Annotated in this window: 26 protein-coding genes; 17 read left to right on the forward strand and 9 right to left on the reverse strand. The window is 67.7% G+C overall.

Annotated features, from left to right (window positions below):
* The first annotated feature begins 45 nt into the window (after nucleotides 1–45).
* The 5 genes from egtB (at nucleotide 46) to G9473_RS02525 (ending at nucleotide 5,749) form a co-directional block, all read left to right on the forward strand.
* Complete coding sequence (gene egtB / locus G9473_RS02505) at nucleotides 46–1,311, forward strand: ergothioneine biosynthesis protein EgtB (RefSeq protein ID WP_291138178.1); 1,266 nt, start codon at nucleotides 46–48, stop codon at nucleotides 1,309–1,311.
* Between the two features lie 4 nt (nucleotides 1,312–1,315).
* Nucleotides 1,316–2,302 (forward strand): L-histidine N(alpha)-methyltransferase, encoded by a 987-nt coding sequence (egtD, locus tag G9473_RS02510; RefSeq protein ID WP_291135669.1) that lies wholly within the window; start codon nucleotides 1,316–1,318, stop codon nucleotides 2,300–2,302.
* 38 nt (nucleotides 2,303–2,340) lie between these two features.
* Nucleotides 2,341–3,294, forward strand: a complete 954-nt coding sequence (locus tag G9473_RS02515; protein WP_291135671.1) for an NAD(P)/FAD-dependent oxidoreductase — start codon at nucleotides 2,341–2,343, stop codon at nucleotides 3,292–3,294.
* Nucleotides 3,295–3,371: 77 nt separating this feature from the next.
* On the forward strand, nucleotides 3,372–4,136 hold the full coding sequence (locus tag G9473_RS02520) for an SDR family NAD(P)-dependent oxidoreductase (RefSeq protein ID WP_291135673.1): 765 nt from the start codon (nucleotides 3,372–3,374) through the stop codon (nucleotides 4,134–4,136).
* 74 nt (nucleotides 4,137–4,210) lie between these two features.
* The gene (locus tag G9473_RS02525; RefSeq protein ID WP_291135675.1) at nucleotides 4,211–5,749 is read left to right on the forward strand and encodes an ATP-binding protein; all 1,539 of its coding nucleotides are present in this window, start codon (nucleotides 4,211–4,213) and stop codon (nucleotides 5,747–5,749) included.
* Nucleotides 5,750–6,670: 921 nt separating this feature from the next.
* Here G9473_RS02525 and G9473_RS02530 read toward each other — a convergent pair.
* On the reverse strand, nucleotides 6,671–7,459 hold the full coding sequence (locus G9473_RS02530; protein ID WP_291135677.1) for an SDR family oxidoreductase: 789 nt from the start codon (nucleotides 7,457–7,459) through the stop codon (nucleotides 6,671–6,673).
* Nucleotides 7,460–7,636: 177 nt separating this feature from the next.
* Between G9473_RS02530 and G9473_RS02535 the strand changes: the two genes are divergently transcribed.
* The 11 genes from G9473_RS02535 to G9473_RS02585 all read left to right on the forward strand — a co-directional run bounded on the left by G9473_RS02535 (nucleotide 7,637) and on the right by G9473_RS02585 (nucleotide 16,226).
* Nucleotides 7,637–8,239: a helix-turn-helix transcriptional regulator gene (locus tag G9473_RS02535; RefSeq protein WP_291135679.1), complete on the forward strand. Its 603-nt coding sequence runs from the start codon at nucleotides 7,637–7,639 to the stop codon at nucleotides 8,237–8,239.
* A gap of 246 nt (nucleotides 8,240–8,485) precedes the next feature.
* Nucleotides 8,486–8,926 (forward strand): hypothetical protein, encoded by a 441-nt coding sequence (locus G9473_RS02540; protein ID WP_291135680.1) that lies wholly within the window; start codon nucleotides 8,486–8,488, stop codon nucleotides 8,924–8,926.
* Complete coding sequence (locus G9473_RS02545; protein WP_291135682.1) at nucleotides 8,923–9,540, forward strand: hypothetical protein; 618 nt, start codon at nucleotides 8,923–8,925, stop codon at nucleotides 9,538–9,540. The genes G9473_RS02540 and G9473_RS02545 overlap by 4 nt, the downstream gene beginning before the upstream one ends.
* Before the next feature lie 22 nt (nucleotides 9,541–9,562).
* On the forward strand, nucleotides 9,563–10,618 hold the full coding sequence (locus G9473_RS02550) for a hypothetical protein (protein ID WP_291135684.1): 1,056 nt from the start codon (nucleotides 9,563–9,565) through the stop codon (nucleotides 10,616–10,618).
* A 165-nt stretch (nucleotides 10,619–10,783) separates the two neighbouring features.
* Nucleotides 10,784–11,521, forward strand: coding sequence for a C39 family peptidase (locus G9473_RS02555; protein ID WP_291135685.1), 738 nt, complete (start codon nucleotides 10,784–10,786; stop codon nucleotides 11,519–11,521).
* A gap of 11 nt (nucleotides 11,522–11,532) precedes the next feature.
* On the forward strand, nucleotides 11,533–12,390 hold the full coding sequence (locus tag G9473_RS02560; RefSeq protein WP_291135686.1) for a hypothetical protein: 858 nt from the start codon (nucleotides 11,533–11,535) through the stop codon (nucleotides 12,388–12,390).
* Between the two features lie 31 nt (nucleotides 12,391–12,421).
* Nucleotides 12,422–13,009, forward strand: a complete 588-nt coding sequence (locus G9473_RS02565; protein ID WP_291135688.1) for a peptidoglycan-binding domain-containing protein — start codon at nucleotides 12,422–12,424, stop codon at nucleotides 13,007–13,009.
* Between the two features lie 20 nt (nucleotides 13,010–13,029).
* A complete protein-coding gene (locus tag G9473_RS02570) occupies nucleotides 13,030–14,409 on the forward strand; it encodes a transporter (RefSeq protein ID WP_291135690.1) in 1,380 nt (459 codons plus the stop codon).
* Nucleotides 14,410–14,662: 253 nt separating this feature from the next.
* The gene (locus tag G9473_RS02575; RefSeq protein ID WP_291135692.1) at nucleotides 14,663–15,169 is read left to right on the forward strand and encodes an Hsp20/alpha crystallin family protein; all 507 of its coding nucleotides are present in this window, start codon (nucleotides 14,663–14,665) and stop codon (nucleotides 15,167–15,169) included.
* A gap of 2 nt (nucleotides 15,170–15,171) precedes the next feature.
* The gene (locus G9473_RS02580) at nucleotides 15,172–15,435 is read left to right on the forward strand and encodes a hypothetical protein (protein WP_367159418.1); all 264 of its coding nucleotides are present in this window, start codon (nucleotides 15,172–15,174) and stop codon (nucleotides 15,433–15,435) included.
* Nucleotides 15,432–16,226 (forward strand): universal stress protein, encoded by a 795-nt coding sequence (locus tag G9473_RS02585; protein WP_291135694.1) that lies wholly within the window; start codon nucleotides 15,432–15,434, stop codon nucleotides 16,224–16,226. Before G9473_RS02580 ends, G9473_RS02585 begins: the two co-directional genes overlap by 4 nt.
* A 54-nt stretch (nucleotides 16,227–16,280) precedes the next feature.
* Here G9473_RS02585 and G9473_RS02590 read toward each other — a convergent pair whose 3' ends face one another.
* From G9473_RS02590 to G9473_RS02615, 6 genes are all read right to left on the reverse strand, one after another.
* Nucleotides 16,281–16,934 (reverse strand): BON domain-containing protein, encoded by a 654-nt coding sequence (locus G9473_RS02590; RefSeq protein WP_291135696.1) that lies wholly within the window; start codon nucleotides 16,932–16,934, stop codon nucleotides 16,281–16,283.
* Between the two features lie 146 nt (nucleotides 16,935–17,080).
* On the reverse strand, nucleotides 17,081–17,749 hold the full coding sequence (locus G9473_RS02595) for a response regulator (RefSeq protein WP_291135698.1): 669 nt from the start codon (nucleotides 17,747–17,749) through the stop codon (nucleotides 17,081–17,083).
* Nucleotides 17,739–19,643: a PAS domain S-box protein gene (locus G9473_RS02600; protein ID WP_291135700.1), complete on the reverse strand. Its 1,905-nt coding sequence runs from the start codon at nucleotides 19,641–19,643 to the stop codon at nucleotides 17,739–17,741. The genes G9473_RS02595 and G9473_RS02600 overlap by 11 nt, the downstream gene beginning before the upstream one ends.
* 279 nt (nucleotides 19,644–19,922) lie before the next feature.
* Nucleotides 19,923–20,594, reverse strand: coding sequence for a phosphoribosyltransferase (locus G9473_RS02605; protein WP_291135702.1), 672 nt, complete (start codon nucleotides 20,592–20,594; stop codon nucleotides 19,923–19,925).
* On the reverse strand, nucleotides 20,591–21,256 hold the full coding sequence (locus G9473_RS02610; RefSeq protein WP_291135704.1) for an alpha/beta family hydrolase: 666 nt from the start codon (nucleotides 21,254–21,256) through the stop codon (nucleotides 20,591–20,593). Before G9473_RS02610 ends, G9473_RS02605 begins: the two co-directional genes overlap by 4 nt.
* A 2-nt stretch (nucleotides 21,257–21,258) precedes the next feature.
* Nucleotides 21,259–22,596 (reverse strand): erythromycin esterase family protein, encoded by a 1,338-nt coding sequence (locus tag G9473_RS02615; protein ID WP_291135706.1) that lies wholly within the window; start codon nucleotides 22,594–22,596, stop codon nucleotides 21,259–21,261.
* Nucleotides 22,597–23,049: 453 nt separating this feature from the next.
* Between G9473_RS02615 and G9473_RS02620 the strand changes: the two genes are divergently transcribed.
* Nucleotides 23,050–23,418 carry a hypothetical protein gene (locus tag G9473_RS02620; protein WP_291135708.1) on the forward strand — a complete coding sequence of 123 codons (369 nt, stop codon included), beginning with the start codon at nucleotides 23,050–23,052 and terminating at the stop codon, nucleotides 23,416–23,418.
* Nucleotides 23,419–23,437: 19 nt separating this feature from the next.
* On the opposite strand, the gene G9473_RS02625 is transcribed toward G9473_RS02620, so the two are convergent.
* Both G9473_RS02625 and G9473_RS02630 read right to left on the reverse strand, forming a co-directional pair.
* Entirely contained in the window at nucleotides 23,438–23,875 is a 438-nt protein-coding gene (locus tag G9473_RS02625) for a host attachment protein (RefSeq protein WP_291135710.1), read from the reverse strand.
* Nucleotides 23,876–23,888: 13 nt separating this feature from the next.
* On the reverse strand, nucleotides 23,889–24,311 hold the full coding sequence (locus G9473_RS02630; protein ID WP_291135712.1) for a CBS domain-containing protein: 423 nt from the start codon (nucleotides 24,309–24,311) through the stop codon (nucleotides 23,889–23,891).
* Nucleotides 24,312–24,384: the final 73 nt, after the last annotated feature.

The following is a 24,384-nucleotide window of genomic DNA, read 5'->3' on the forward strand; positions in this document are numbered from 1 at the left end:
TCCCGCGGCCCGGCCGATGCGAGGAGGTCACGAGTGACCCGATCCATGCCGATGGGCTCTGCGCCCGCCCAAGCCGACCCCGGTGCCGAACCGCTCGCTGCCCGCTTTGCCGCCACCCGTGCGCTGAGCGAAGCGCTGGTCGAGCCGCTGTCCGATGCCGATGCGACGATCCAGTCGATGGAGGATGCGAGCCCGGCCAAGTGGCACCTCGCGCACACGACGTGGTTCTGGGAGACTTTCCTGCTGCGCGACCACGTGCCGGGTCATGAGCGCCACGACGCGGACTGGCCGTTCCTGTTCAATTCCTATTACGAGGCCGAGGGCGAGCGGATCGCCCGGTTTTCGCGCGGGCTGCTGTCGCGCCCGACGCTGGAGGAAGTGCTCGACTGGCGCGCGGCGGTGAACGCGGCGATGGAGCCGCTGCTCGAAGACCCGGCCTGCGCGGACCTCGTCGCGCTCGGCATCGCGCATGAACAGCAACACATCGAATTGCTGCTCACCGACATCAAGCACGCACTGTGGCACAACCCGCTGGGTCCTGTGATGTGGGACGCAGCGCCCGAGCCGTCAGCGCCCGCGGGCGAGCCGGGCTGGCACGAACATCCCGGCGGCGTCGCGCTGATCGGGCATGACGGGGCAGGCTTCGCCTTCGACAACGAGGGCCCGCGCCACCGCGTACTGCTCGAACCCTTCGCGCTGGCCGACCGGCTGGTTACGAACCGCGAATGGGCCGAATTCATCGCCGACGGCGGCTATGACAATCCCGCGCTGTGGCTGTCGGACGGCTGGGCCTGGGTGAAGGAGGCGGGCGCACGCGCGCCGCTCTACTGGCGCGGGGAGGAGGCTTTCACCCATGCCGGGTGGAAGCGCCGCGACCCGAACGCGCCCGTCACGCACATCAATTATTTCGAAGCCGATGCCTTCGCCACCTGGGCGGGCGCGCGGCTTCCGACCGAGTTCGAATGGGAAGCGATCGCGCGCGGGCAGGACGGCTCGGAAAAGCGGCCCGCACATGACGCGAGCGCGGGCAACCAGCTCGACACCGCCGCCCCGCCGCTCCCGCGCGGGGGGACCGACCTGTTCGGAGACTGCTGGCAGTTCACCCGCTCGGCCTATCTGCCTTTTCCCCGCTTCAAGCCTGCCGAGGGCGCCGTGGGCGAATACAACGGCAAGTTCATGAGCGGGCAGTTCGTCCTGAAGGGCGCGAGCTGCGCCACGGTGCGCGGCCATTCGCGCGCGTCCTATCGCAATTTCTTCTACCCGCACCAGCAATGGCAATTCACCGGGCTCAGGCTCGCAAGGGATCTCTAGGATTATGACGACGAACAAGGGACTCGCACTGGTCGAGCGCGACGAAAGCGGGGTCGATCTCGCCTTTCGCGCCGACGTGCTCGAAGGGCTGCGCGGCGAGCCCAAGGCGATCCCCGCGCGCTGGCTTTACGACGATGCGGGCTCGCAATTGTTTGAGGACATCACCCAGGTTCCCGAATATTACCCGACCCGCGCCGAGACCGAGATCCTGAAGACCCGCAGCGAAGAGTTCGCCGCCATGATCGGACCGGGCCGGGCAGTGGTCGAATTCGGCTCGGGTTCCTCGGTCAAGACGCCGCTGCTGCTCTCGGCGATCGAGCCCGCTTCCTACGTTCCGCTCGACATCGCAGGCGATTTCCTGCGCGCGGCTGCTGCCGACCTTGCGGAGAAATTCCCCGGCCTTCCGGTCCATCCGGTCGAGGCGGATTTCATGCGCCGCGTCGAACTCCCCGCCGAAGTCGCCGACCAGCCCAAGCTCGGCTTCTTCCCCGGCTCGACCATCGGCAACATGGTCGCGCGCACCGCCGTGGACCTCTTGCGCTCGATGCGCGAGACGCTCGGGACCGGCGCACAGCTGCTGATCGGGATGGACCTCATCAAGGACGAGGAGGTGCTGGTCGCCGCCTATGACGATGCGGGCGGCGTGACGGCGGAATTCAACTACAACCTCGTGCGCCGCATCAACCGCGAGCTCGAAGGCGACATCCCGCTCGACAAGCTGCGCCACGAAGCGCGCTGGAACGACGACTATGCCCGGATCGAAATGCACCTCGTCGCGACCGAGGCCATCGCCTTCACGGTCAGCGGCGAGGCGTTCGGGATGGAAAAGGGCGAGACGATCCACACCGAGAACAGCCACAAGTTCAACCGTCGCACCTCCAATATGCTGCTCCTCGCGGGCGGCTGGGAGCCGGTCGCGCGCTGGCTCGACGGGGAGCAACGCTTCTCGATGATCCTCGCCGAGGCCCGGCCCCCGCGCTCCGCGCCCTGAGGCGGAAACCGCTCGGTGCCCGGTGCGTTCGGAGCGGGATGAACACGAACACACACGACATTCTCGTCATCGGAGCCGGCATGGCCGGCCTATCCTGCGCCAGCCGCCTCGCCGCCGAGGGCCGCGAAGTCGCGCTTATCGACAAGGGCCGCGGCCCCGGCGGGCGCATGGCCGCACGCCGCGCCGAGATCGACGGCGAGAAGGTGCGCTTCGACCACGGCGCGCAATATTTCACCGCCCGCGACCCCGCCTTCCGCGAGGCGGTCGCCGCGTGGGAGGAGGCAGGCGCGGTCGCGCGCTGGCCGGAAGCCGGAGAGGACGCTTTCGTCGGCACGCCTGGCATGAACGGACCCGTAAAGGCGATGGCTCAGGCTGTGCTCGTGCGCTGGTCGGTCCGCGCCGAGCGCGTCAAGCACGAGGACGGCCTCTGGCGGGTCGAGACGGACGGCGAATCCCTGACCGCACGCACGCTGCTGGTGGCGATCCCCGCCGAACAGGCCGCCGCGCTGCTAGGCGACGCTGCGCCGGACCTCGCGGCGCTGGCGGGCGAGGTCGTGTCCGAGCCCTGCTGGGCGGTCATGGCGGGCTTCGCCGGGAGGCTGGGAATAGATGCCGACACGTTCCGAGGAAGCGGCCCGATCGCCTGGGCCGCGCGCAATTCGGCCAAGCCGGGCCGGACGGGAGGCGAGACCTGGGTGATCCATGCTGCTCCCTCACGCAGCCGCGAATTGCTGGACGTGGACAAGGACGAGGCCGCCCGCCGCCTCCTCGCCGATTTCTTCGCCGCTGCCGCAGCCGCACCCCAAGCGCCGGTCCACCTCGCCGCGCATCGCTGGCTCTACGCCATGCCCGCCAGCCTTGCGCGCGATCCGGCGCGTTACGACGCGGCGGCGCGGATCGGGGTCGCGGGCGACTGGCTCCATTCGCCGCGGGTCGAAGGCGCCTTCCTGTCGGGCCGCGCGCTCGCCGAGGGCGTGCTCGCGCACGGCTGAGGGGCCTGCGAAAAGGCTAGTGGCGCGGCTCTTCCCCGGCGCGTAGCCCTGTCGCCCGACACAAAGGGGGAGAGACCATGCACGAGTTGTTCGACCTATCGGGCAAGACCGCCGTCGTCACCGGAGCGGGGCGAGGGATCGGCGAGGGCATCGCGACGCTGCTCGCCGAAGCGGGCGCCAATGTCGTCTGCGCGGCGCGCTCGGCCGACCAGATCGAGCGGGTCGCCGCCGCGATCAACGCCTCGGACGCGCCGGGACGCGCCATTGCGCAGGTCACCGATGTGTCGAGCGCCGATGCGATGAACGCGCTGGCAGACCGGGCGGTGGACGAGTTCGGGCGGCTCGACATCTGGGTCAACAACGCGGGCGGCTCGCTCGTCTCCGCGCCGCTCGTCGAACTCGACCCGGAGGAATGGGAGCGCACGCTCGCGGTCAACCTCTCTTCGGTGTTCCACGGCGTGCGCGCGGCGGTTCGTCACATGGGCGAGGGCGGCAGCATCGTGAACACCTCGTCCATGGCCGGGCGCGATCCGTTCCCGGGAAGCGGGCATTACAGCGCGGCCAAGGCGGGCGTGAATATGCTGACCAAGACGCTCGCGCTCGAACTGGGCGAAAAGAAGATCCGGGTGAATGCGATCCTGCCCGGCTTCGTGCCCACCGACACGGTGAAGAAAGCGCTGTCGATGAGCGACGAGGATTTCGGCCCGCTGCTCGAACAGCTGAACCTGCCCGCCGGACGGCTGGGCACGCCGCGCGACATCGCGGCCTGCGTGCTCTACCTCGTCGGGGATTCGGGCGAATGGGTGACCGGCCAGTGCCTCACGGTAGCGGGCACGGTCTGATCCGAAGACCCTTTCATGGGAAAACTCGCCCGCCCGCCTAGGCGCGAGGGGGAGGGACGCCTAATCTTGGCGGCGTGAGGGCGCTTATCGACATTGGCCGGGATTCGGGCGGGCAGGCTCTGTCCGTCGATCTCGAGGAACTGCTTGCGACCCGCCTGCTGGTGCAGGGCAATTCGGGCTCGGGCAAGTCGCACCTGCTGCGCCGACTGCTCGAGGAATGCGCGGGCGAAGTGCAGCAGGTGGTGATCGATCCCGAAGGCGATTTCGTCAGTCTTGGCGACGAGTTCGGCCACGTTGTTATCGACGGAGCGGACTATTCCCCGCGCGAGATCGAGGCGCTTGCCGCGCGCGTGCGCCAGCACCGCGCATCGGTCGTGCTCGCGCTGGACGAGCTCGAGGTCGAACAGCAGATCCGCTGCGCCGCGATGTTCCTCACCGCCCTGTTCAACGCGCCGCGCGAACACTGGTATCCCGCGCTCGTCGTGGTCGACGAGGCGCAGATGTTCGCGCCCTCGGCGGCGGGCGAGATGTCGGACGAGACGCGGCGCATGACCCTGTCGGCCATGACCAACCTCATGTGCCGCGGGAGGAAGCGCGGGCTTGCGGGCATCGTGGCGACCCAGCGGCTTGCCAAGATGGCGAAGAACGTCGCGGCAGAGGCATCCAATTTCCTGATGGGCCGGACTTTCCTCGACATTGATATGCAGCGCGCGGCGGACCTTCTCGGCATGGACCGGCGGCAGGCCGAGCGGATCCGCGACCTGCAGCGCGGCCAGTTTCTCGGGCTCGGCCCGGCGATCAGCCGACGCCCCGTGGCGGTGACCATCGGCCCGGTGCGGACCGCGGGCAAGAACGCGGCCGCCGCGCTGATCCCGCTGCCCGAGGCTCCGACAGAGGAAATGGAGGCGCTGCTCAACGCCGACCTCGCCGATGCCGCCGCAGCGACCGTATCCGGACGCGAGGCCGCCGCTCCCGGCAGGGCACAGCGCCCGGCGCGCGAGATTGAAAGCGCGCTCGCCGCGGCCACGCTCGCCAAGCGCGCGGGCGGCGAGGACGACAGGGTGCAGGCCGAAGCCGCGCCGCAGGCTGACAATCCGCCGCTCGCCGATGAGGAGAATCCGCCCGTACCCCCGCCCGCCGACCCCGGCGGGATCGAGGGCGTGGTGCGCGAAATGGCGCAGGACGCGGACGCGCCGTTCCGCTCCGCCTCCGCCCTGTTCCGGGATTTCGCGGTGCGCTGCCGCCAGCGCTCCATCCCCAGCGCCCATGTCGACCTGCCGCGCTTCCGCCGCCTTTTCGCCGCCGAGATCGCCGGGCTGTCGCGGCTCGACGGGGCCTTGCGCGAAGCGGTCGAGGACAGGGTCGAAGGGGTCGAGGAAGACGTGCTCGCGCCCTATCTCGCGCTGGTGGTGGCCGCCGCGACCGGCGCACCCATGCCCGGCGAGGACGAACTCGCCCGGCTCTACGGCAGTTCCTCGCCGAGCCGCGTGCGCCGCCTGCTCGACCATCTCGAACGCAGCGGGCTGATCGTGGTCAAGGAGGATTTCGGCGGCGACCGCTCGATCCTCTTGCCGGGCATGGACGAGCTCACCGCCAGCGCCGAGACCGCCTGAGCGCGCGGCCCGCCCCGCTCGGGAAGGGGGCTGTGCCACACCAGCGCGGACAGTGCGATCCAGGTCGTGAACATCACCAGATAGGGCCAGCGGCGCGGCCACAGGCGCGCGACCAGCAGGGTCGCCGCCGCCGTCCCGGCAAGCGCGAGCAGCGGTGCGAAAGCCGCAGCCGTCCCCATGCCCGACAGCGACGCGCGCAGGGCCATGCTCGCCCATTGCGCCGGGAGCAGCGCCAGCAGCCAGCCGGGCAGCGCCTCGGGCCGGGCGAGGGCGACCGCGAGGATCGCGCCTTCGCCCGCGACCACGGCAAGCGCGACCAGCCAGCCCCAGCGTCCGGCGCTGCGCGCGAACAGGCTGCCGCGCGCCGCGAAACTGGCGCTGGCGACGATCATGGCGAACCCGGTCGCGAGCGGGCCGGGCTGGGGCGGGAACCCGGTTAGGCGGGCAAGCGCGATGAGACCTGCCCCCGCGGCGAGGGCAAGGCCGATGCCGACCCAGATTCGCCCGGCGGCGGCGGCCCCGATCATCCCTGCGCCCATCAGGGCGACGGCTATGGCGGGGCTGCCGACCGCCGCCAGCGAAGCGGGACCGCCCGGTTGTCCAAAGAGCAGCATGGCGCAGACCGGCGCCGCCACTCCCGCAAGGAGTGCGGCAAGCCAGGCGATGGCCTGGCCGCAGGGGTGCGGGGCATCCGGCGCGGAATCCATGCGCACCCCACTGCGCGAAGGGCGGCGACTTGTCGAGCGGGCGCATCGAGCGGGGACACCGCAGAGATGCCCTCAGGCCGACAGGCATGGCGTTTTCGACCCAAGGTCAATTCCCGAGCCGTTCGGCTTGCCTGTGGCGATGAAGGATTGCCGATCGGGGTCGGGTGGCGGTCGATGATCATGAACCGTGCCGTTCCACCGTTCCGTTTGCTTCCTATTTCCCTTCCGGAAGAAAATCGTCGCTGCCGTTCGGCTCGCGCTCCAGCCGAAGGACCGCCCCTGCCAGCGCGCCCCCGTCGATCACGAATTCGCACCCCGTCGAATAGGATGCTTCGGTAAACAGGAAGCGCACCATGCGCGCGACTTCCTCCGGCTCGCCGAAGCGGGGGATCGGCTGGCTCGCCGCAACCTCGTCCGGCATGGCCTGCGTCATCGGCGTGCGGATCGGGCCCGGGTGAAGCGAGACGACGCGGATCCTGTCGCCCGCAAGGTCGAGCGCCGCCGATTTCGTGAGCCCGCGGATCGCCCACTTGCTGGCGACATAGGCGCCCAGCCTTGCATAGCCCTGCATCCCGGCGGTCGAGGACGTGTTCACGATGGTCCCCCCTCCGGCGCGGCGCAGCGCGGGGGCGACCGCGCGGATGCCGAGGAAGATGCCGGTGAGGTTGACCTCGATCACGCGCCGGAATTCGTCCGGTGTGCATTCGAGGACCGATCCGTGGGCGAGTATTCCCGCATTGTTGAACAGGCCGTCGAGCCGGCCGAAGCTCTCTTCGCAGCGCATGATCGCCGCGCCCCAGTCGCGCTCGCTCGACACGTCGAGATGGCAATAGGCTGCATTGTCGCCGATCCCCGCGGCCAGGTCGTGGCCTTCCTCGTCGAGGATATCCGCGATCATGACCCGGCTTCCGCCCCGTGCAAGTTCGCGCGCGCTGGCCGCGCCGATCCCGCGGGCTCCGCCGGTGATGAGGACCGCAGGCGGCGAGTCCGGCGTGGCTGTCATGGCGTTCCCTCGACTTGTTCTGCGAAACCTCTCGCCATCCTGCCATGCGCGTAAGCGGGTTCGACTGGGAAACCTACGGATGGTCTTCGTGCAGCAGGCGCCTGCCGGATCGGGAAAATTGCGGATGCCCCGCAAGCGTGGGATGTCGCATGGAGCAACCCGCGAGAGGGGGGTGCGATGTTTGCCAGCAACGCGAGCGAGGAAGCGGCGGCTCGGAAGCCGGACTGGGATACCCTGCTCGATTGCCTCGTGCAGCTCGACGGGCGCATCCGGCTTATCGTCGATCGCGACGGCGGGATCGTCGCGCGGCCGCGCCGTGCCGCCCTGCCGCTCGGTTCCCTGCTGGGCGCGTCGCACGTCACCTCCACCGCGCGCTGCGAAAAGGGCGCGCGCATCGCAGGCCCGCGCGCGCTGGCCGAGCGCCTGCTCGCAGTCCGCGGGGAGGAAACCGAAGTCGTCCTGCTCGGCCGCGAAGACGGAGGTGCCCCCGTGGTCGCGCGCGCCTGCGCGATCGACGAGCGACACGTCTGCATCCTCTTCATCGCGCCCTGCGACGAGCGACCTGGACGAATCGACGAACTCGGCGCGCTGTTCGGTCTCACGGCGTGCGAAGCGCAGGTCGTGCTCGACCTTTTTCACGGACGCTCTCCGCAAGCGATCGCCGACAGGCGCGGAAACTCGATCCACACGATCCGGGCCCACATCAGGCAATGTCACCAGAAGATCGGTGCGAAAACCCGCGAAGAAATGCTGAGTCGAATTGCCGGGATCTGTGCCTGAATCGAAGAGGTGTAACCAATTTTGACTAATCGTCTTCGATGACAGATCGGGTAGTTAATATTGCCTTAGTAAAAATCCGGATTCATCCATTTTTCCATACCTAGGATCATTCCCTCGTCGCGGCGCAACGTCGGGATCGAAGCGATCTTGCGAAGTCGCGGGTCGGCTCATCCGGGCCGGACGGGAGGGACCATGCACAGGGACTGGATACACGCAAACGGTCGGATCGTTCTGCCATGGACGCTCATGGCGTTGCTGGCCGGCGCAATTCCGTTTCCGGCGATGGCCGACGAGCCTTCGGCGCAAGGCGCGACTGCTCTCGTCGATGGCCAGATCGTCTATTCGCGCGAGGTCCGGCACGCCGTCGGATCGCCGCACTTCCCGGGCAGGAGCCACGAGGCGACCACCGCACCGACGGGCACGATCCTTTCGACCGTATCGAACGGTCTCGTTCCGCTCAGCGATCTCGAGACCTCGGCGGTAACGGCTTCGCTGCCGCGATCGCTCGCGGTGCTGGATACCGGATCGGCCCTGAACGGGCCGGTGGGCGCTTTTGCAGGACAGGCCAGCCCGCTCATCCCGTCGGAAAGCGCGTCGCTCAATCCCGGCGCGACGATCGGAAGCGCGATGCAGTCGCTGCACGGCGCGCTGGGCAGCCTTTCGGTCCTTCCCGGAGGAGGGCAATGAGCCGCTCTCGCCATCTCATGGTGGTGTCCGCCGCCGCTGTTCTGCTGGCATCGTCCGCAGGGCTTCGTGCCCAGGATCCGCAAGCGCCGGTCGATGACAGCGTGGTTCTCGAAAGCACGGCGGGCGCGGGGCAGAACGGGCGGCTCGCCGTCAACATCGCGGCCGGCAGCCTCAACCAGCAGGCATCGAGCCTCGTCCTCGCACAGGGCGAGGTCGCGGCGACGCGCGAGAAGCTCACCCAGCGCAGCGACGCGGGCGAGGGAGAAGACCGAGCGACCCGCATCGTCGTCGGCGAGGGCGTTTTCGCAGGCCATTCCGGGGTCGCGAGCATCAACATTACGGCCGGGACGGGCAACCAGTCCGCCAACCTGGCCTCCATCGCAATCGGGCAGGCGGGGGCGCTGTCGGACCAAATGCTGGAGCAGGCACGCGCTCCCATCGAGCCATCCGGAGGGCCGACGACCACCGCGAGCGGGCGAAACGACTTCATCGACATCGACGATGGAGCCTTCGCCGGCGGAAGCGGTGTTCTCCAGGCCAACCTGATCGGTGGCGAGAGGAATTCCTCCGCCAACACCTTCTCGCTCGCCATCGCGGCGGGCGGGCAACCCTGAGCAAGAGTGAAGGAGAACTGAGATGAAAAAGCTGCTGCTTTCAACCGTGGCCGCCTCGGCGTTCATCGCCGTGCCGGCAATGGCACAGAACCACGGCGGGAACGGCCACGGCGGTCCGATGGTCGATGTCGACGCCGAAGTGGAAGTCGATATCGAATACGAGAACGAGATCGACACCGAGCTCGAAACCGACGCGACCTTCTTCAAGCTCGTCGGCATCCTCGGCGGCGCGCTCGTGACCGGCGTGGTCGAAGTCGACAGCGCGGCGGTGGCGATCACCGATGCCAAGCAGCTGCAGTCGGGCACGGTCGTGAACTACCGCGAGGAAAACGAGCTGAACGGCGAGAACGGCTATGTCGATCGCGTCTTCGGCCCGGCCTGGAGCGAAGCGGGCAACGACCCGAACGACGACCTGATCGACGGCACGCTCGAACCGCGCATCCGCGCCGGTTACTTCGCGCCGATCATCAACACGGTCGATGCCTTCGCCGTCGATGCCTCGGGCAATACCGGGGTCAACCTCGCCGCGGGCTATTTCAATATGCAGATGAACGCGGCGACCCTCGCCACCTCGAGCAATGCCGACGAGGAAGCCGTGGGCGGCTGGGCGGAAGCCTCGACCACCTCGTTCCAGTCGCTGCTCAATGTGAGCCAGGCTGCGACCCCGGGCTTCACGAGCCCCGGTGACGATCCCGAGCAGGGCGGAGACAACAACAACTTCCGCGATCGCAACTCGGTGCTCGGCGGGACGATCTCCGGTTCGGGCAATATCGGCGTCAACGCGGCGGCGGGCAGCCTCAACCAGCAGGCGAACCTGATGACGCTCGCGGTGGCGAACGACAGCACGCTTGCCGAAGCGAATGCGGGGCTGATCCAGGCTTCGACGCTCAGCTTCGTCGAGCAGCAGGACAGCCAGAACTTCGTGACCGGGCTCATCATCGACGGCGCCTCGGGCAATGTCGGGGTGAACTTCGCCTCGGGTGTCGGCAACCAGCAGCTCAACTCGCTGACCATCGCCGCGTCGGCCGGCGGCGCGCCGGGCAACGGCAATGGCGGCGGTGGGAACGATCCGGACTGACGGTCCCGCCAAGAGCTAGCTCCACCGCCATGCAGCGACCCGGATGGCGGGAGGGGCACCGGCAGAACGCAGCGCCCCCGAAGCAAGTATCTGCCGGCCGTGAGGGGGAAGGGCACGCGCCCTTCCCCCGAGCGGAAAGCGGGGGAAACGCGAGAGGATGGCGAGATGCAAGCGGACGAGCGTAATTCTGCAAGACGGAGGCTGGCGACGGCGACGAGCCTTGTCGCGCTTGCGCTGGCCAGCGCCTGCAGCACGGCGCCCGAAGGCGAGGCGGTCCCGCTCTGGCTCGGCGCGGTGACGACCACCGGCCCGACGCTCGCGGTTTCCGTGACCAGCTGGAAAGAGATGAAGTTCGAGAACCTCGTTCGCCAGCGCACCGATTTCAGCTGCGGTGCGGCCGCGCTAGCCACGATCTTCAACTATGCCTTCGGACGCGAGACGAGCGAGCAGCAGGTGCTCGTCAATATGCTGCGGGTCGCCGACCCGGACGTGGTCCGCAAGAAGGGCTTTTCCCTCCTCGACATGAAGACCTACGCGCAGTCCGTCGGCTACGAGGCCGAGGGATACAGGGTCGATTACGCGACGCTCGAGCAGCTCGAGGTTCCCACCATCGTCCTGCTCGACATCCGCGGATACAAGCATTTCGTCGTCGTGCGCCGCACCTGGCCGGACCGGGTGGCGATCGGCGACCCCGCGCTCGGCAACCTGACCATGGAGCGCGCGAAGTTCGAGGAAGCCTGGAACGGCATCCTCTTCGTCGTCTCGGGCGAGGGCTACCTCCCCGACAACATCCTGATCAATCCGCCCGAGCCGCTTTCCGCCAAGCGACTTCTCGAACTCACCGCGACCATGCCCGGCGCGGAAGTCGCCGAGTTCGGCTTCGGGCCGCGGATCACGTTCTGAAGGAGGCAAAGATGTCCCGCGAAGAAACCAATGGCAGCCGCGCGAAAAGAATGCGCGCCGGCACATTCGCCATCGCGCTGCTGCTCGGCACTGCGGCCCCGCCGCTCATTGCGGCCGGTCCCGATCTTTCCGCGCTCGGCGATGCCAAGCCGCTTGCCGACGAGGAACTGGCGGATATGCGCGGCAAGTTCGTCACGCCCGAGGCTGTGTCCTTCTTCGGCATCACGATGCTCACCAGCTGGCAGGATGCGAGCGGCGTCACGACCCTCGCGCGGCTGCTTTTCAGCGTGGATTTCCTGCCTCGCGCCGGCGGTGGGGCGCCCGCGCCGCAGCTCATGATCGCATGGTCGCGCGCCGGGGAGGGCGGCGGCGATCCGGCGATGGACGTGACCGATATGCACGAAGGCTACGTGCCCTATATTCCGCCCCAGGACGCATTCGGCCTCGGCGGGCTCGACACGTTCTCGGGCGCCGCACAGGCCAATGTCATCGCCGGGGCCGACAACCGCGCGCTCAATGCGATGCAGGTGATGATCGTGCCGTCCTCGGCCGTCCCATCGCTTTCCGATGGCGGCCTGACGGCGATCGACGGCCCCGCCGATTTCGCCTTTGCCGACGGGGACACCCTGCATTTCCGGCTCGCCGACAACCAGCTCGGCATCGTGATGACCGGCAACCAGGGGCTCGACACGAGCAGCCAGCTCGCCGGCGGCGATATCGGCCAGCTGCTCCAGCAGACCATTCTCGGCAGCAACAACAACCTCGTCGAGAACCGCGCCTCGGTGATTTTCGGCATCGACGCGCTGCAGGCCCAGCAGGCCGTCCGCGTGCAGGAGGCGCTGAGCGCGATGAAAGGCCACGGTTTCTGAGATTTCGCTGTTTTTCGGGGGAGATGGACGAATGAAAAAGGTGTTCGCTGCGATGGCCGCCCTGGCCTTTCCCGCGCTGGTTTCGGCGAGCGTGCAGGACGACGGGCGGCAGTTCGCCGTCGAGGGCGTGGGCATGGCGACCTGCGCGCGCTTCATCGAAGCGCGCGCCTCCGCGCCGGCCGAATACCAGCGTATGCTCGGCTTCATCGAAGGCTACCTGAGCGCCGCGAACCTCTACGAGCCCGATACCTTCGATCTCACCCCGTGGCACAATGCCGCAGCCCTCGACCTGATCGTGGAGCATCATTGCACCCAGCATCCGGACGACCGGCTGGTCGGCGTGACACAGCGCATGGTGGGCGGCTTCCGGCCGTTCCGCATCGCCCGTTTCTCGCAGATGCTCGAGGTCGGCGACCGCGAGCATCGGACCTACGTCTACGAGGCCATCCTGCGCCGCGCCCAGGCCGCGCTGCAGCTGCGCGGATATTATTCGGGCCCGGAGGACGGGACCTATTCGCCCGAATTGCGGGAGGGCTTTCGCAAGTTCCAGCGTGAAGTCGGGCTCGACGAGACCGGCGTGCCGGACCCGGCGACGCTGTGGAAGCTGCTCAACCCATGACAGAGAGGGGGAGAAGAGAGATGGAACGCCAGTTTCAATACACAGCCGCGGGCGTCGTGCTCGCTGCCGCGCTTGCCTGCGGGGCGGTTCCGGCTTCGGCGCAGGATGCGGGGCCGGACGACCCGGCGGCGACGCGCGAGAATCTCGAGGAACAGCTGAAGGAGCTTCGCGCAAGGGAGCGCGAATACCGCGACCGGCTGGAAGCGCTCGAAGCGCGCCTTGCGCTCATCGAGCGCGGGCAGGAAGTGCCCGATGCCTCGCTCGCCCCGGCCGAGGCGGCGAACCTGCGCGGCGCCTACATCGCCCCGCGCCCGCTTGCGATTCCCGACGATCCCTCGCTCGCCTTCTTCCGCAAGCAGGATCTCGAAGCCTCCTTCGTGCTGCCCTCGCAGGAGGAGCCGCCGACAGGAGGAGGCGGCGACGAGGAAGAGGAGCGCCGCTCGCCTGCGCCCACCGAAGCGGTGGCGGAAATTTCCGGCGAACAGCAGGGCCGCTTCGGCGACCGGCTGGGCTTCGATCTCGGCCTGTCCTATTCGCATTTCGACACCGCGCGGATCTCGCTGAACGGGTTCCTCGCGCTCGATGCGATCTTCCTCGGCACGATCAGCATCGACCAGGTCAAGTCGGACATCTTCACCTTCGACCCGACCATTCGCTACGGCATCAACGACCGCCTGTTCGTCGATGCGAACCTGCCGTTTCTCTACCGCACGTCCAATTTCCGCTCCGGCGGCGCGGGCGGTTCGGCATCGGCGCTGGTCGAACGGACGATCCACGATGAAGGGCTTGGCGACCTCAGCATCGGGGCGAGCTACCGCGCGATCGCGGAAACCGCGAAACTGCCCGATGTCGTCGTCAGCGCCCGGGTGAAGTTCCCCACCGGGCGCGACCCGTTCGGGATCGAATTCGTCGAGGTCACGGGAAGCGAGGGGAACCTGCAGGTGCCCGAAAACCTCGCCACCGGGACCGGGGTCTACGGCGCCTCGCTCGGCTTTGCCGTGCTCAAGACGCTCGACCCGCTGGTGGTCTTCGGCAACGCGACCTATTTCCACAATTTCTCGCGCGATTTCGACGACATCGACGAGGCCGAGGGCGACATTCCCGGCCGGGTCGACATCGGCGATGCCTTCCAGTTCGGGGCGGGGCTGGCCTTCGCGCTCAACGACAAGTCGAGCATTTCGATGTCCTACAGCCAGCGCATCGTCGAACGCACCCGGCTTACCCCGGAGGGACAGGATTCGCGCATCGTCGTAGGCAGCCAGGCCAATGTCGGCCTCGTCAACCTCGGCGCGACCTTCTCGCTCGGCCCGCGGCTTGCGCTGGTCACGAATGTCGGGATCGGACTGACCGACGACAGTCCCGATATGTCGGTCGGCATCCGCCTGCCGTTCCGCTTCTGAAGTCAAGGGAAGGCAGGGTGCAGGCAAGGCGCGGAGCGTTTGGGGGCCGTCTTCGCCAGCTTGCCTGCACGCGCGATCATCGTCGCCCGCGCGCGCCGGGGCCATTCGTAGAAGACCGGGGAGCGCCGCACAGGACGCCCTTTTCCGTAGCTTTACCAATGCCCCCTCGCGCCTTGCAGGAATAGGCCCCGAAGGTGCCGCCGGTCCCTCGTGCAGGCATCCGAGCGGCGCTTTCGAGAAGAAGGAGTATCACATGACGGAACACACGACCTTGCCCGCGCGGACCGAAAGCGAACCGCGCACGGAGCCGCGCTCCGATCAGGGCCTTGCCGCGGTCTTCGGGCGGTTGCGCGAGGAAATCGACGAGCTTTTCGAGGACATCACCGTGCCGCGCCCGGTCCGGCGGGTGCTGCATATGCCGGGGGGCATCGAATTCAGTCCGGCGATCGACCTCAAGGACAAGAAGGACCACTACGCGCTGGCGATCGAACTGCCGGGGCTCGAGGACAAGGACATCGACGTCGAATTCGCCGACGGGGTTCTCTCGATCTCGGGCGAGAAGCGCGCCGAAAGCGAGGAGAAGGCGGACGGCTGCCTGATCAGCGAGCGCAGCTACGGCGCTTTCCGGCGGAGGCTGTCGATGCCGCGCGACATCGATCCCGAGCGGATCGAGGCCAAGTATCGCCGCGGTGTCCTCCACGTGACGCTGGGCAAGGACAAGAACGCGGCCGAACGCGTCCGGAAGATCAAGGTCGCCTGACCTTGGCCTGCGCGCTTCCGGTGCAGGCCGGTATCCCGCCGCTGCGGCCCGACCGGATCGAGCCGGTCGAGCCGCCCGGGATCGAGCCCCTGCCGGACGAAAGCGAGCCGGACGCGGTCCCCGAAACCGAGCCGGTCGCGCCCGACATCGACGAGCCCGATCGCGCCCCGGAAGAATATCCGGCCCCGGAAGAGCGGGCCGGGCGGCTGCGGTCGCCCGGTCCCATCGTCCTCGCGCCGCGGCGGAAGAAGGAAACCATCGCATGAAGAACATCCTGCTGCTCGTGCACGATGACCCGGCGCAGGAATCGCGCCTGCAGGTCGCGCTCGACGTGACACGCTGGCTCGGCGGCCATCTCGAATGCCTCGCGGTGCGCGAATTGCCGATGCTGAGCTACGGCGACTATTCCGCCGCCGAGGCGATGGCGATGATGGACCGGGACGACTCCACGAAGGGATCGTTGCAGAGCGTCGTCGAGGATCGGCTCGCAGGGGAAGATGTCGCCTGGTCTTGCGAACGCTCCTTCGAGGCCCGCTCCGACGCGCTGAACTATGCCTCGGACTTCGCCGACCTCATCGTGATGTCCTCGCGGCTGGACGAAGTGGGAGACAAGTTGCCAACTCCTGAACGCCTGCCGCTTCGCTCGGGGCGGCCGATCCTTGCTGTCCCGCCCGGCACGAAGGGGCTCGATCTCGGCGCACCCGTCGTCATTGCGTGGGACGGCTCGCGCCCTGCGGTCGAAGCCGTGCGCGCAGCCGCCCGTCTCTCCGGCGACGCGAGCGAGGTCGTCCTGATCGAGGTCGATCCGCCCTCGGGGGCGCTCGCGATGGAGGAGGCGGCCGTCTATCTCTCGCGCCACGGGATCACGCCCCACCTGATCGAGCGGGACCGCGCCCCTACGGTCGCCGACACCCTGCTTGACCAGATCCGCCTTGTCGGCGCGGGCTTTCTCGCCATGGGTGCCTATGGCAGCCCGCCGAGCGCGGAGCGGATTTTCGGCGGGGTGACGCGCACCATGCTCCAGCGCAGCCCCGTCCCGCTGCTGCTGGCGCATTGACGGGAAATCGGCAGGCGGGCGCCCCGGCCGCTGCGCGGCGGGACGCCCGCTTTCTCAACCCACCAAGATCTTGTCTTCGACCTGCGTAACGCCGGGAGCGGCCCACGCGGCCTGTTCGGCGAGCTTGCGTTCGTGCCACGCCTTCACCTTGCCGGAAAGCGTCACCTTGTTGCCGCTCGCGGTGATCGTGACCGCGTTCGCATCGAGCCCCGCCTGCCGCTTGAACGCGTCCTCGATCCGCTTGCGGATGTCGGTGACCTTGGGCCTGCTTTTGACGGCAATATTGTTCGACACGCCGACCACGCCCGACACCTTGCCGGCGGCGTGCATCGCCTCGTCGGCCTGGTATTTCCATTCGACCTCGCCATCGAGGCTGACCCAGCCGCGCTCGACCTTCACCTTGATCGTTTCCTCGGGGATGAGCACGTCATAGGCGAAGATGTCGAGAATGCGCTTGGCGATCTCGTGATCGGCGGTCTTGCGGTCGGAATCGAAGCGGATCTTGAGTTCCTCCGCGATGGCCTGCACGCCCTCGACCCGTTTCGCCGCGCGTTCGGCGGCCATCTTCTCGGCATAGCTTTTCACATAGCCGTTGAGCGTCACCACCCCGTCGACCACCGAAACGCCGATATCGGCATGGTCGATGCTCGGTTCCCATTCGAGCTCCTCGAGCACGTCGCGCTGCAGCGCGCTGTCGCTTTTCTTCATCGCCTTTCTCCCAGGACGGACTTCGAGACGGCAGGTCGCCCGTCACTCTTGCGGGTGTTCGGGCCTGCCGACCCTCTTTTGAAGCGCCGTGGGGAGCGGCGGGATGCGGTAATGTGCGTAAGGCGTCGTCTTTCAGGTCTTGGCCGTCAGGCCTTGTCGCGTGGGGCGAGGAGGGTGTGTTCGGACAGCCACCGCTTTTCCGAACCCAATCCCGCAGCAAACGCGATCCTCAGCGCATCGGCGAAGCTGTGCACCGCGAGCTTTTCCATCACGTTCGCCCGGTAGACCTCTACCGTGCGCGAAGAGATGCCGAGATCATAGGCGATCGTCTTGTTGGGATAGCCGCAGGCGAGCCCGTCGAGCACCTCCTGCTCGCGCGAGGTCAGCCGTCCGAGCTGCGTTTTTGCCCAGTCCGCACGCTTGCGCTGTTCCTCGCAGTCGCGCATCGTCTCGAAAGCGGACTGGACGGCGTTGAGGACGTGCTGGCGGTCGACCGGTTTCTGGAGGAAATCGACCGCCCCCTCCTGCATCGCGTGCACCGCCATGGTGATGTCGCCATGCCCCGTGAGCACGATGACGGGAAAGTTGAAGCCCTCCCGCTTCATTTCGCGCTGCAGCTCCAGCCCGTCCATCCCCGGCATCCGTACGTCGATCATGGCGCAGGCCGGGGTCATCTTGTCCGCGCCCTTGAGGAAGGGTTCCGGCCCCTCCCAGCGCATCACGTCGTAGCCCGAATTCGACAACAGGAAGTCGAGCGATCGCCTTATCGATTCCTCGTCGTCCACGACATGGACCAGCCTGCGTTCAATCGGCATGATCATCCTCCTCCCTGAAAGCGGGGACCGTGAAGAGGAAAGCCGCGCCGGCAGCGAGATCCGGGTCGTACCAGATGCGCCCGCCGTGGGCTTCGACAATGGTCCTGCAGATGGCGAGACCCATTCCCATTCCGTCGCGCTTGGTCGTGCTGAATGGCGCGAACAGTCGCGCGACGCGTTCCGGCGGCACGCCCGGACCGCTGTCCGTGACGGTGAAGCGGGTTGCGGCGTCATCCTTTGCGATTGCGATCGTGACCTGTCCGTCGCGCTCGACCGCATCGATCGCGTTGCGCACGAGGTTGAAGAGCACCTGCTGGATCTGCACCCGGTCGACCAGCATGGGTTCCAGCCCCGGCTCGACCTCCAGCGACCATTCGACGTTACGATGCCGGATGCCCGCCGCCGCCAGCGTGCAGGCATCGCGCGCGAGCTTGCCGGGATCCTCCAGCGTGCGGTCGATGTCGCCCCGCGCCATGAAACTGCGAAGCCGCTTGACGATTTCGCCCGCGCGCAGGGCTTCATGCCCGGCCTCTTCGAGCGCATCGGCGACCTTCTCGAGCGAGCCCGGCTCTCCCCGCCGCAGGAGTTCGGCCGAAGTCTGGACGATGTTGCTGATCGCCATCAGCGGCTGGTTGAGTTCGTGTGCGATCGCGGTGGACAGCGTGCCCATGTCGCTCACCCGCCCGATATGGGCAAGCTCGCGCTGGAGCTCTTCCATTCTCGCCTCGGTCTGCTCCTTGTGCGTCAAATCCTGGATGAAGCCGGCGAACATCCGCTCCCCGCCGCCGAACGCCTCGCCGATCCTCAGGGTATGGGGAAAGATCGAACCGTCCTTGCGCAGGCCGTGGACGCGCCGTTTCAGCCCGATCACCTTGCTTTCGCCCCGCGTGCGATAGCGCAGCAGGTGTGCGTCGTGCTCCTCGCGGTCGGGGGAGGGCATCAGCATCGCGACATTGCGTCCCACCACCTCGCTCGCCGAGTAGCCGAACATCTCTTCGGCCGCCTTGCTGAACAGGAGGATCCTGCCTTCGACATCGATCACCACCAGGGCGTCGGGAACGGTGTCGAGGATCGAGCGCAGGAGCACGGTGCTCGCTTCGAGCGAGCGCGCCTGCGTGTCCTCGTGCGTGATGTCGCGCAGGACCTGGCCGAAGCCGCTCGGGAGGATCTCGTCGCCCTCGATCCGGGTGATCGTGACTTCGGCGAGGAATCGCGTGCCGTCCTTGCGGGTGCGCCAGCAGCGATCGCGGAAAGACCCGTTCCTGCGGGCAAGCCGCAGCTGGGTCTTCGGCAGGCCGCGCGTGCGTTCGCCGGGATCGAACAGGATGTCGAAGGACTCGCCCTGGACCTCCCCCTCGCGCCAGCCGCAAAGGCGTTCCGCACCCTCGTTCCAGATCGTGATCCGGCCTTCGTCGTCGAGCATGCAGAGCGCGAAATCCTCCGCCGTGTCGATGAAAAGCGACAATTCCTCCTTGAGCACCTTGCTCCTGAGGCTTTGCTCCATTTCCGCGGTCACGTCCTCGCAGACCATCAGCGCGCCGCGCACGGTGCCCTTGGTGTCCTTCCACGGCGAGACGCTCCAGCGCACCCAGTCGACGGTGCCGTCGGCGCGTTCGAGCCGCTCGAATTCGCGCGAGAGGACCTCTCCCGCGAGCGCGCGCTGCAATGCCGCCCGCCACGGGCCGCGTTCGCAGGAGGTGACATATTCGCGGGAGAAGGGAGGCTGGATCTCGGGCGGCAGGCGCAACAGCTTCTTCCAGCCGGCATTGCACAGCACGCAAGCCAGGTCGCGGTCGAACAGGGCCACCGCCGCCGGAATCTGGTCGATCATCGGCGCGACCAGCCGGGTGTAGGGTATCCGCCCCGCGCGGAAACTGGGATCCGCTTTGTTCATCCCGTTGCTTGCCATGCAATATACTGCATCAACATCATCGACGCCAGTGACCGTGACGAGGTGAACGGGGACATTCGTAATATTACGGAGAAATGCGGTTGCGGGCCGGCGCCGACGGCGATGTAGCCAGCCAGGATCCACTCACACCGCCCGGTGGACGCGGCCTTCTATCGACACGTGCAAGTCTTCCCGTGCCCCCAGGTGTAATTCTCGATCGCCCTCTCGATCTGCAACAAGGCTCGCTTGCGCTCGTCTCTCGCCAGACGCCTTGGCCGGGCCTCATGGCGAGCGCGGACGCGATGCGCGCGCGCTTTCCATGAGGCGCACCACTTCGGCATCGGAAGTCTCGCTGAAATCGCCGTAGTGCTGGCCCACCGAACCGAAGGCCGCGGGCGTTTCGAGGACCACGATCTCGTCGCACAGGTCGGCCAGCGCGCGCACCGCATCGGGCGGGGCTACCGGCACCGCGAGAATAATCCGCTCGGCGCCCGCCTTGCGCGCTCCGCGAATGGCGGCGGTGATGGTGGAGCCCGTTGCGATCCCGTCGTCGACGATCACGACCGTGCGGCCCGCGATGCGCGGTTTGCGCCGTTTTCCCATGTAGGCGCTCCGGCGGCGTTCGAGCTCTACCAGCTGGCGGCCCATTTCCCGCTGGAGATAGTCGGTCCCCGGCGCGATGATATCGATCGCGTGCTCGTTCAGCACGATCTGCGGATCGTCACCGTCGACGACCGCCCCGATCGCGTATTCGGGATTGCCGGGCGCACCCAGCTTGCGGACCATCATGAGATCGAGTTCGGCATCGAGCGCGCGGGCGATTTCATAGGCCACCGGCACGCCGCCGCGCGGCAGGGCGAGGATGAGCGGGTCGTGTCCGCGCAGATGGCCGAGCTTGCCGGCAAGCAGACGCCCGGCGCTGACCCGGTCCGCGATCATCGCACGCGCCCTCATCCCGCCTCGACCTCGCCGCGGGCGAAGTGGCAATCGAACCACTCGGCGGCGTGATCGACCACCTGTTCGAGCTCGCCGGGCCCTTCGAACAGGTGCCCTGCGCCGGGGACGATGACGATTTCATGCGGGCATTCCAGCAGCTTCGCCGCGGCCCGGTTGAGCGCGATCACCTCGTGATCGGCCCCTCCGACGATCAGCTGCACCGGGCATCGCACCCGCGAAAGCGCGTCGGCGCCTGCAAGGTCGGGCCGTCCTCCGCGCGATACCACCGCGGCGACCAGGTCGGGCCGGTTGGCCGCGGCGAGCACGGCCGCCCCGGCCCCGGTGCTCGCCCCGAACAGGCCGAGCGGCAGGGATGCGAATTCCTCCTCCGCCTTCATCCGGATCATCGCATCGACCAGCCTTGCCGCAAGCAGCTCGATATCGAACACCTTCGCCCGGTTGTGCGCCTCGGCAATCGTCAGGAGATCGAACAGGAGCGAGGCGAAGCCCGCTTCGGCGAGCATTTCGGAGACGCGATTGTTGCGCGGGGAGCGATGCGAGCTGCCGCTGCCGTGGGCGAACAGGACGAGGCCGCGGGGCCTGTCGGGCACGCGCAGGACCGCAGGCAGCTTGCGCGGGCCGAGGCCGAAGAAGCGGAGCGAGGGAAGAGTGTCGGGCATTGCTACAATCCGAACGGGTAGGTTTCAGGCACGCCCTCCGGCCGCTCCGCGCCTAGCGGGGTCACGGGCGTCGTCTCCTCGAACCAGACATAGGCATCGAACTGGTCGGCGAGGACGGCTTCGAAATAGTGGCTGAGATATTCGCTTTCGGGCCGGTAGACGACGCCGATCGCGCGTTCGAGCAGAGTGCGGCGGAGCTGTTCGGCGAGTGCGCGCCTTGCCGGCGAGCGCCAGTCGGTCAGCGAGCGGGCGAAGCCGGCGTGGCGAAAGGCGTGCTCCCAGCTGTCGATGCGCGCCGGCCGCACGGTCTTGACCTCCATCTGCCCGCCCCATTCGCTCGCCGCAGCGACCGTCCCGCGATCCGTGCCGAAGCCGATCGCGACGCATTCTTCGCCATGCGCCATGCGGCAAAGCTCGCCGATGTTGAATTCGCCGCGCCAGCCCATGGCCGTCGCCGCGGCGTTGCCGATGTGCGAATTATGCGCCCAGACGACGGCCTTCGTCGTGTCGCCGCCATGGGCGAGCAGCGCCTGGAGCGTCGCGAACATATGCCGGTCGCGCAGGTTCCAGCTTTCCGCCGCCCCGCGGTAGAGCGCGCGGTAATATTTCTCCGCCGCGACCGCGATGCGCGCATTCTGCACCGCATCGAACCACTCCTCGCCATCCTCGCCGAGCGCGGCAAGCCGCAAGTCGAGCAGGCGGCGCAGCTGTTCCACGACTTCCTCCTCGCAGCTTTCGCGCCCGCCATGGACGACGGCATGGCCATAGCGCGCCGGGTCCTCGCGCCAGGGGAAGAGGCAGGCATAGCGCTCGCGCGCGAGCGCCGCGTCGAAGGGGCTTTCCGCTTCGAGGAAGTCGATCACCGCGTTCATCGACTGATTGAGCGAATAGAGGTCGAGCCCGCGAAACGCGACCCGTTCTCCTTCAGGCAGGCGCTCGTTGTGGCCGCGCAGCCAGTCAGCGAATTCGAGCGTTTCGAGATTGCGCCACATCCATGTCGGGAAGCGCACGAAGGCTTCGCCGCGCGCGGGCCGCGGTGCTTGGTGACGGACATAGTCGTCGATCCGCGCGGCATCGGGCCAGTCGGCCTCGACGGCGACGAGGGTGAAGCCGTGCCGCTCGATCATGCGGCGGGTGATGGCGGCTCTGGCGCGGTAGAATTCGCTGCTGCCATGGGTCGCCTCGCCCAGCAGGAGCACCTTGGCGTCGGCAAAGCGGTCGAAGCGGCTTCCGAAATTCGCCGCATCGGCCGGGTGAGGCAGCGGCTCGGCCGCTTCGCGCAGCAGGACCGAAAGCTGCGGCAGTTCGGTCCTTTCCCGTGTCCCGGCCATCACGTTCATCAGCCGTCTCCCTTGCAGGAGAGTTATGCGCGTGCCCGCGATGGGCGCGCATTCGGTAATATTACGGAAGCGCGGTCCCGAAGCGGGGCGCTTCGGGACCGCCGAGGTTGGGTCAACAAAGGGGGGTGAACCCGCGGGGTTCCCTGACCCGTGATGCACTCTCGCATCTCGTTTTGGGAACCACCGCGAGCCCTGGTCAAACGATCGTCGCGCAGACTTGGGTCAGAACCTTTTCGCTCGATCCGGTTCAAAACGAAGCTGCCGCTCCCGTTTGACGCTTATGGTTTACGCCTGCCCCGCCGCCGGCTCCATGCGGAGATGTCCCTAGGGGTTTTCACGGGGATAAGGCTTCCGGCGCGCAGTGGAAGGGCAAGGGCGGCCTACGGGGAATTGCGAGGCGCATCGAAAGCGAAGGGTCGCCACATTCGTGCCCTATCAAGGAGGGAGCAGGGTATGCCGCACGCACTCATCATCGACGAGAACATCGCCATCTGCCGCGCGATCCAGCATTATCTGGCGGGGCTCGGCTTCGGCTCGTTCGATCACACCTGGACCGAACAGCAGGCGCTCGACGCGGCGGCACGGCGCAGGCCCGACATCATCGTGATCGGGGACGATATCGAATTCGGATGCGCCATGCGCGCAGCGCGCAGGATTTCGAACGACGGGGCGATTCCGGTGCTGATGGTGAGCGGAAACCCGGCAAGGGCGTCGGAAAGGCTCGCGGCGGTCCCGAGCTACGAAGGCCCCTTCCGGGTCAACGAGATCGAGGAGGCTGTGGACCTCGCGCTGGCGCACAGGGGAACCCCCGTGTTGCATTGACCTGCGCGCGCGAGGGGGCTCAGGCGGCCAGCAGACGGTGCGCGATCTCGGCAACCGGCATGGCGGTGTAATCGCGGTCGATTTCGGCCATCAGCCTTTTCCTGACGAACGGCGGATAGATGCCGCGCAGGCGTCCGAGCGAGACCGGATCGGCGGCGATCACGATCGCGGGCGTGCGCTCGTCCGCGAATTCCGCGAGTGCCGCGATCGCTGCGACGAGGAACTCCTCTTCCTCCGCCGCGTGCGGATCGCCCGCCTCGTAGCGGCTGCGCCCATCACCATGGCTCGAAAAGGTCGTCCCCGGCCGATCGGAGAAGAGGTCGCGATTGGGCACGAGGAACACCTCGCGGTGCTCGATCACCTCGAGCCGCGGCGCAAGCGCGTCGCCCGCGTTGCGCATCAGCACCATGCGCGCGCCGTCGGTGACGAGGACGAGAGTGCGGCTGGGTAGGATCATCGCCAGCGCGCCCTCAGGGATGATGCGCCGACACCGAGCGCAGCGTCTCGGCCGCGAGCGAGGCGGGCGCGGCGGCCGCGACATCGCCGAGCGAGAGCATCCCGATCATCCGCCGGTGCTCGTCGATCACGGGCAGGCGGCGGACCTGCCGGCGTTCCATCAGCCGCACCGCGTCCTCGAGCTCCTCGTTCGCGGTGCAGTAGAGGATCGGCTCGCTCATCACGTCGCGCGCCTTGAGTTGCAGCGGGTCGGCGTGCTCGGCAAAGCCGCGCACGACGATGTCGCGGTCCGTCACCATGCCGATCAGGCGGTCGTTCTCGCCCACCGGCAGCGCGCCGATATCGTCGCGCTCCATCCGCTCGGCAATGTCGGCAAGCGGCGCGTCCGGGTCGATCCAGACCGCTCCGCCGTGCATGACCTGGGAAACCTTCACCATCGCACCTCTCCCGTTCACGCTGCCGCCGGAGGGCGGCTGCGGGCAGGCAGCGATATTGCCCCGCAAGGCTCGC

The organism is Erythrobacter sp., from assembly GCF_011765465.1.
Lineage (GTDB): Bacteria > Pseudomonadota > Alphaproteobacteria > Sphingomonadales > Sphingomonadaceae > Erythrobacter.

Coding starts and splice junctions, on each gene's coding strand:
- G9473_RS02540 (WP_291135680.1), top strand. CDS start 8,486: ATGGCGTTGCTGGCCGGCGCAATTCCGTTTCCGGCGATGGCCGACGAG.
- G9473_RS02575 (WP_291135692.1), top strand. CDS start 14,663: ATGACGGAACACACGACCTTGCCCGCGCGGACCGAAAGCGAACCGCGC.
- G9473_RS02520 (WP_291135673.1), top strand. CDS start 3,372: ATGCACGAGTTGTTCGACCTATCGGGCAAGACCGCCGTCGTCACCGGA.
- G9473_RS02610 (WP_291135704.1), bottom strand. CDS start 21,256: ATGCCCGACACTCTTCCCTCGCTCCGCTTCTTCGGCCTCGGCCCGCGC.
- G9473_RS02515 (WP_291135671.1), top strand. CDS start 2,341: ATGAACACGAACACACACGACATTCTCGTCATCGGAGCCGGCATGGCC.
- G9473_RS02630 (WP_291135712.1), bottom strand. CDS start 24,311: ATGGTGAAGGTTTCCCAGGTCATGCACGGCGGAGCGGTCTGGATCGAC.
- G9473_RS02615 (WP_291135706.1), bottom strand. CDS start 22,596: ATGAACGTGATGGCCGGGACACGGGAAAGGACCGAACTGCCGCAGCTT.
- G9473_RS02560 (WP_291135686.1), top strand. CDS start 11,533: ATGTCCCGCGAAGAAACCAATGGCAGCCGCGCGAAAAGAATGCGCGCC.
- egtD (WP_291135669.1), top strand. CDS start 1,316: ATGACGACGAACAAGGGACTCGCACTGGTCGAGCGCGACGAAAGCGGG.
- G9473_RS02605 (WP_291135702.1), bottom strand. CDS start 20,594: ATGAGGGCGCGTGCGATGATCGCGGACCGGGTCAGCGCCGGGCGTCTG.
- G9473_RS02545 (WP_291135682.1), top strand. CDS start 8,923: ATGAGCCGCTCTCGCCATCTCATGGTGGTGTCCGCCGCCGCTGTTCTG.
- G9473_RS02595 (WP_291135698.1), bottom strand. CDS start 17,749: ATGCCGATTGAACGCAGGCTGGTCCATGTCGTGGACGACGAGGAATCG.
- egtB (WP_291138178.1), top strand. CDS start 46: ATGCCGATGGGCTCTGCGCCCGCCCAAGCCGACCCCGGTGCCGAACCG.
- G9473_RS02590 (WP_291135696.1), bottom strand. CDS start 16,934: ATGAAGAAAAGCGACAGCGCGCTGCAGCGCGACGTGCTCGAGGAGCTC.
- G9473_RS02535 (WP_291135679.1), top strand. CDS start 7,637: ATGTTTGCCAGCAACGCGAGCGAGGAAGCGGCGGCTCGGAAGCCGGAC.
- G9473_RS02530 (WP_291135677.1), bottom strand. CDS start 7,459: ATGACAGCCACGCCGGACTCGCCGCCTGCGGTCCTCATCACCGGCGGA.
- G9473_RS02625 (WP_291135710.1), bottom strand. CDS start 23,875: ATGATCCTACCCAGCCGCACTCTCGTCCTCGTCACCGACGGCGCGCGC.
- G9473_RS02565 (WP_291135688.1), top strand. CDS start 12,422: ATGAAAAAGGTGTTCGCTGCGATGGCCGCCCTGGCCTTTCCCGCGCTG.
- G9473_RS02585 (WP_291135694.1), top strand. CDS start 15,432: ATGAAGAACATCCTGCTGCTCGTGCACGATGACCCGGCGCAGGAATCG.
- G9473_RS02600 (WP_291135700.1), bottom strand. CDS start 19,643: ATGAACAAAGCGGATCCCAGTTTCCGCGCGGGGCGGATACCCTACACC.
- G9473_RS02570 (WP_291135690.1), top strand. CDS start 13,030: ATGGAACGCCAGTTTCAATACACAGCCGCGGGCGTCGTGCTCGCTGCC.
- G9473_RS02620 (WP_291135708.1), top strand. CDS start 23,050: ATGCCGCACGCACTCATCATCGACGAGAACATCGCCATCTGCCGCGCG.
- G9473_RS02555 (WP_291135685.1), top strand. CDS start 10,784: ATGCAAGCGGACGAGCGTAATTCTGCAAGACGGAGGCTGGCGACGGCG.
- G9473_RS02550 (WP_291135684.1), top strand. CDS start 9,563: ATGAAAAAGCTGCTGCTTTCAACCGTGGCCGCCTCGGCGTTCATCGCC.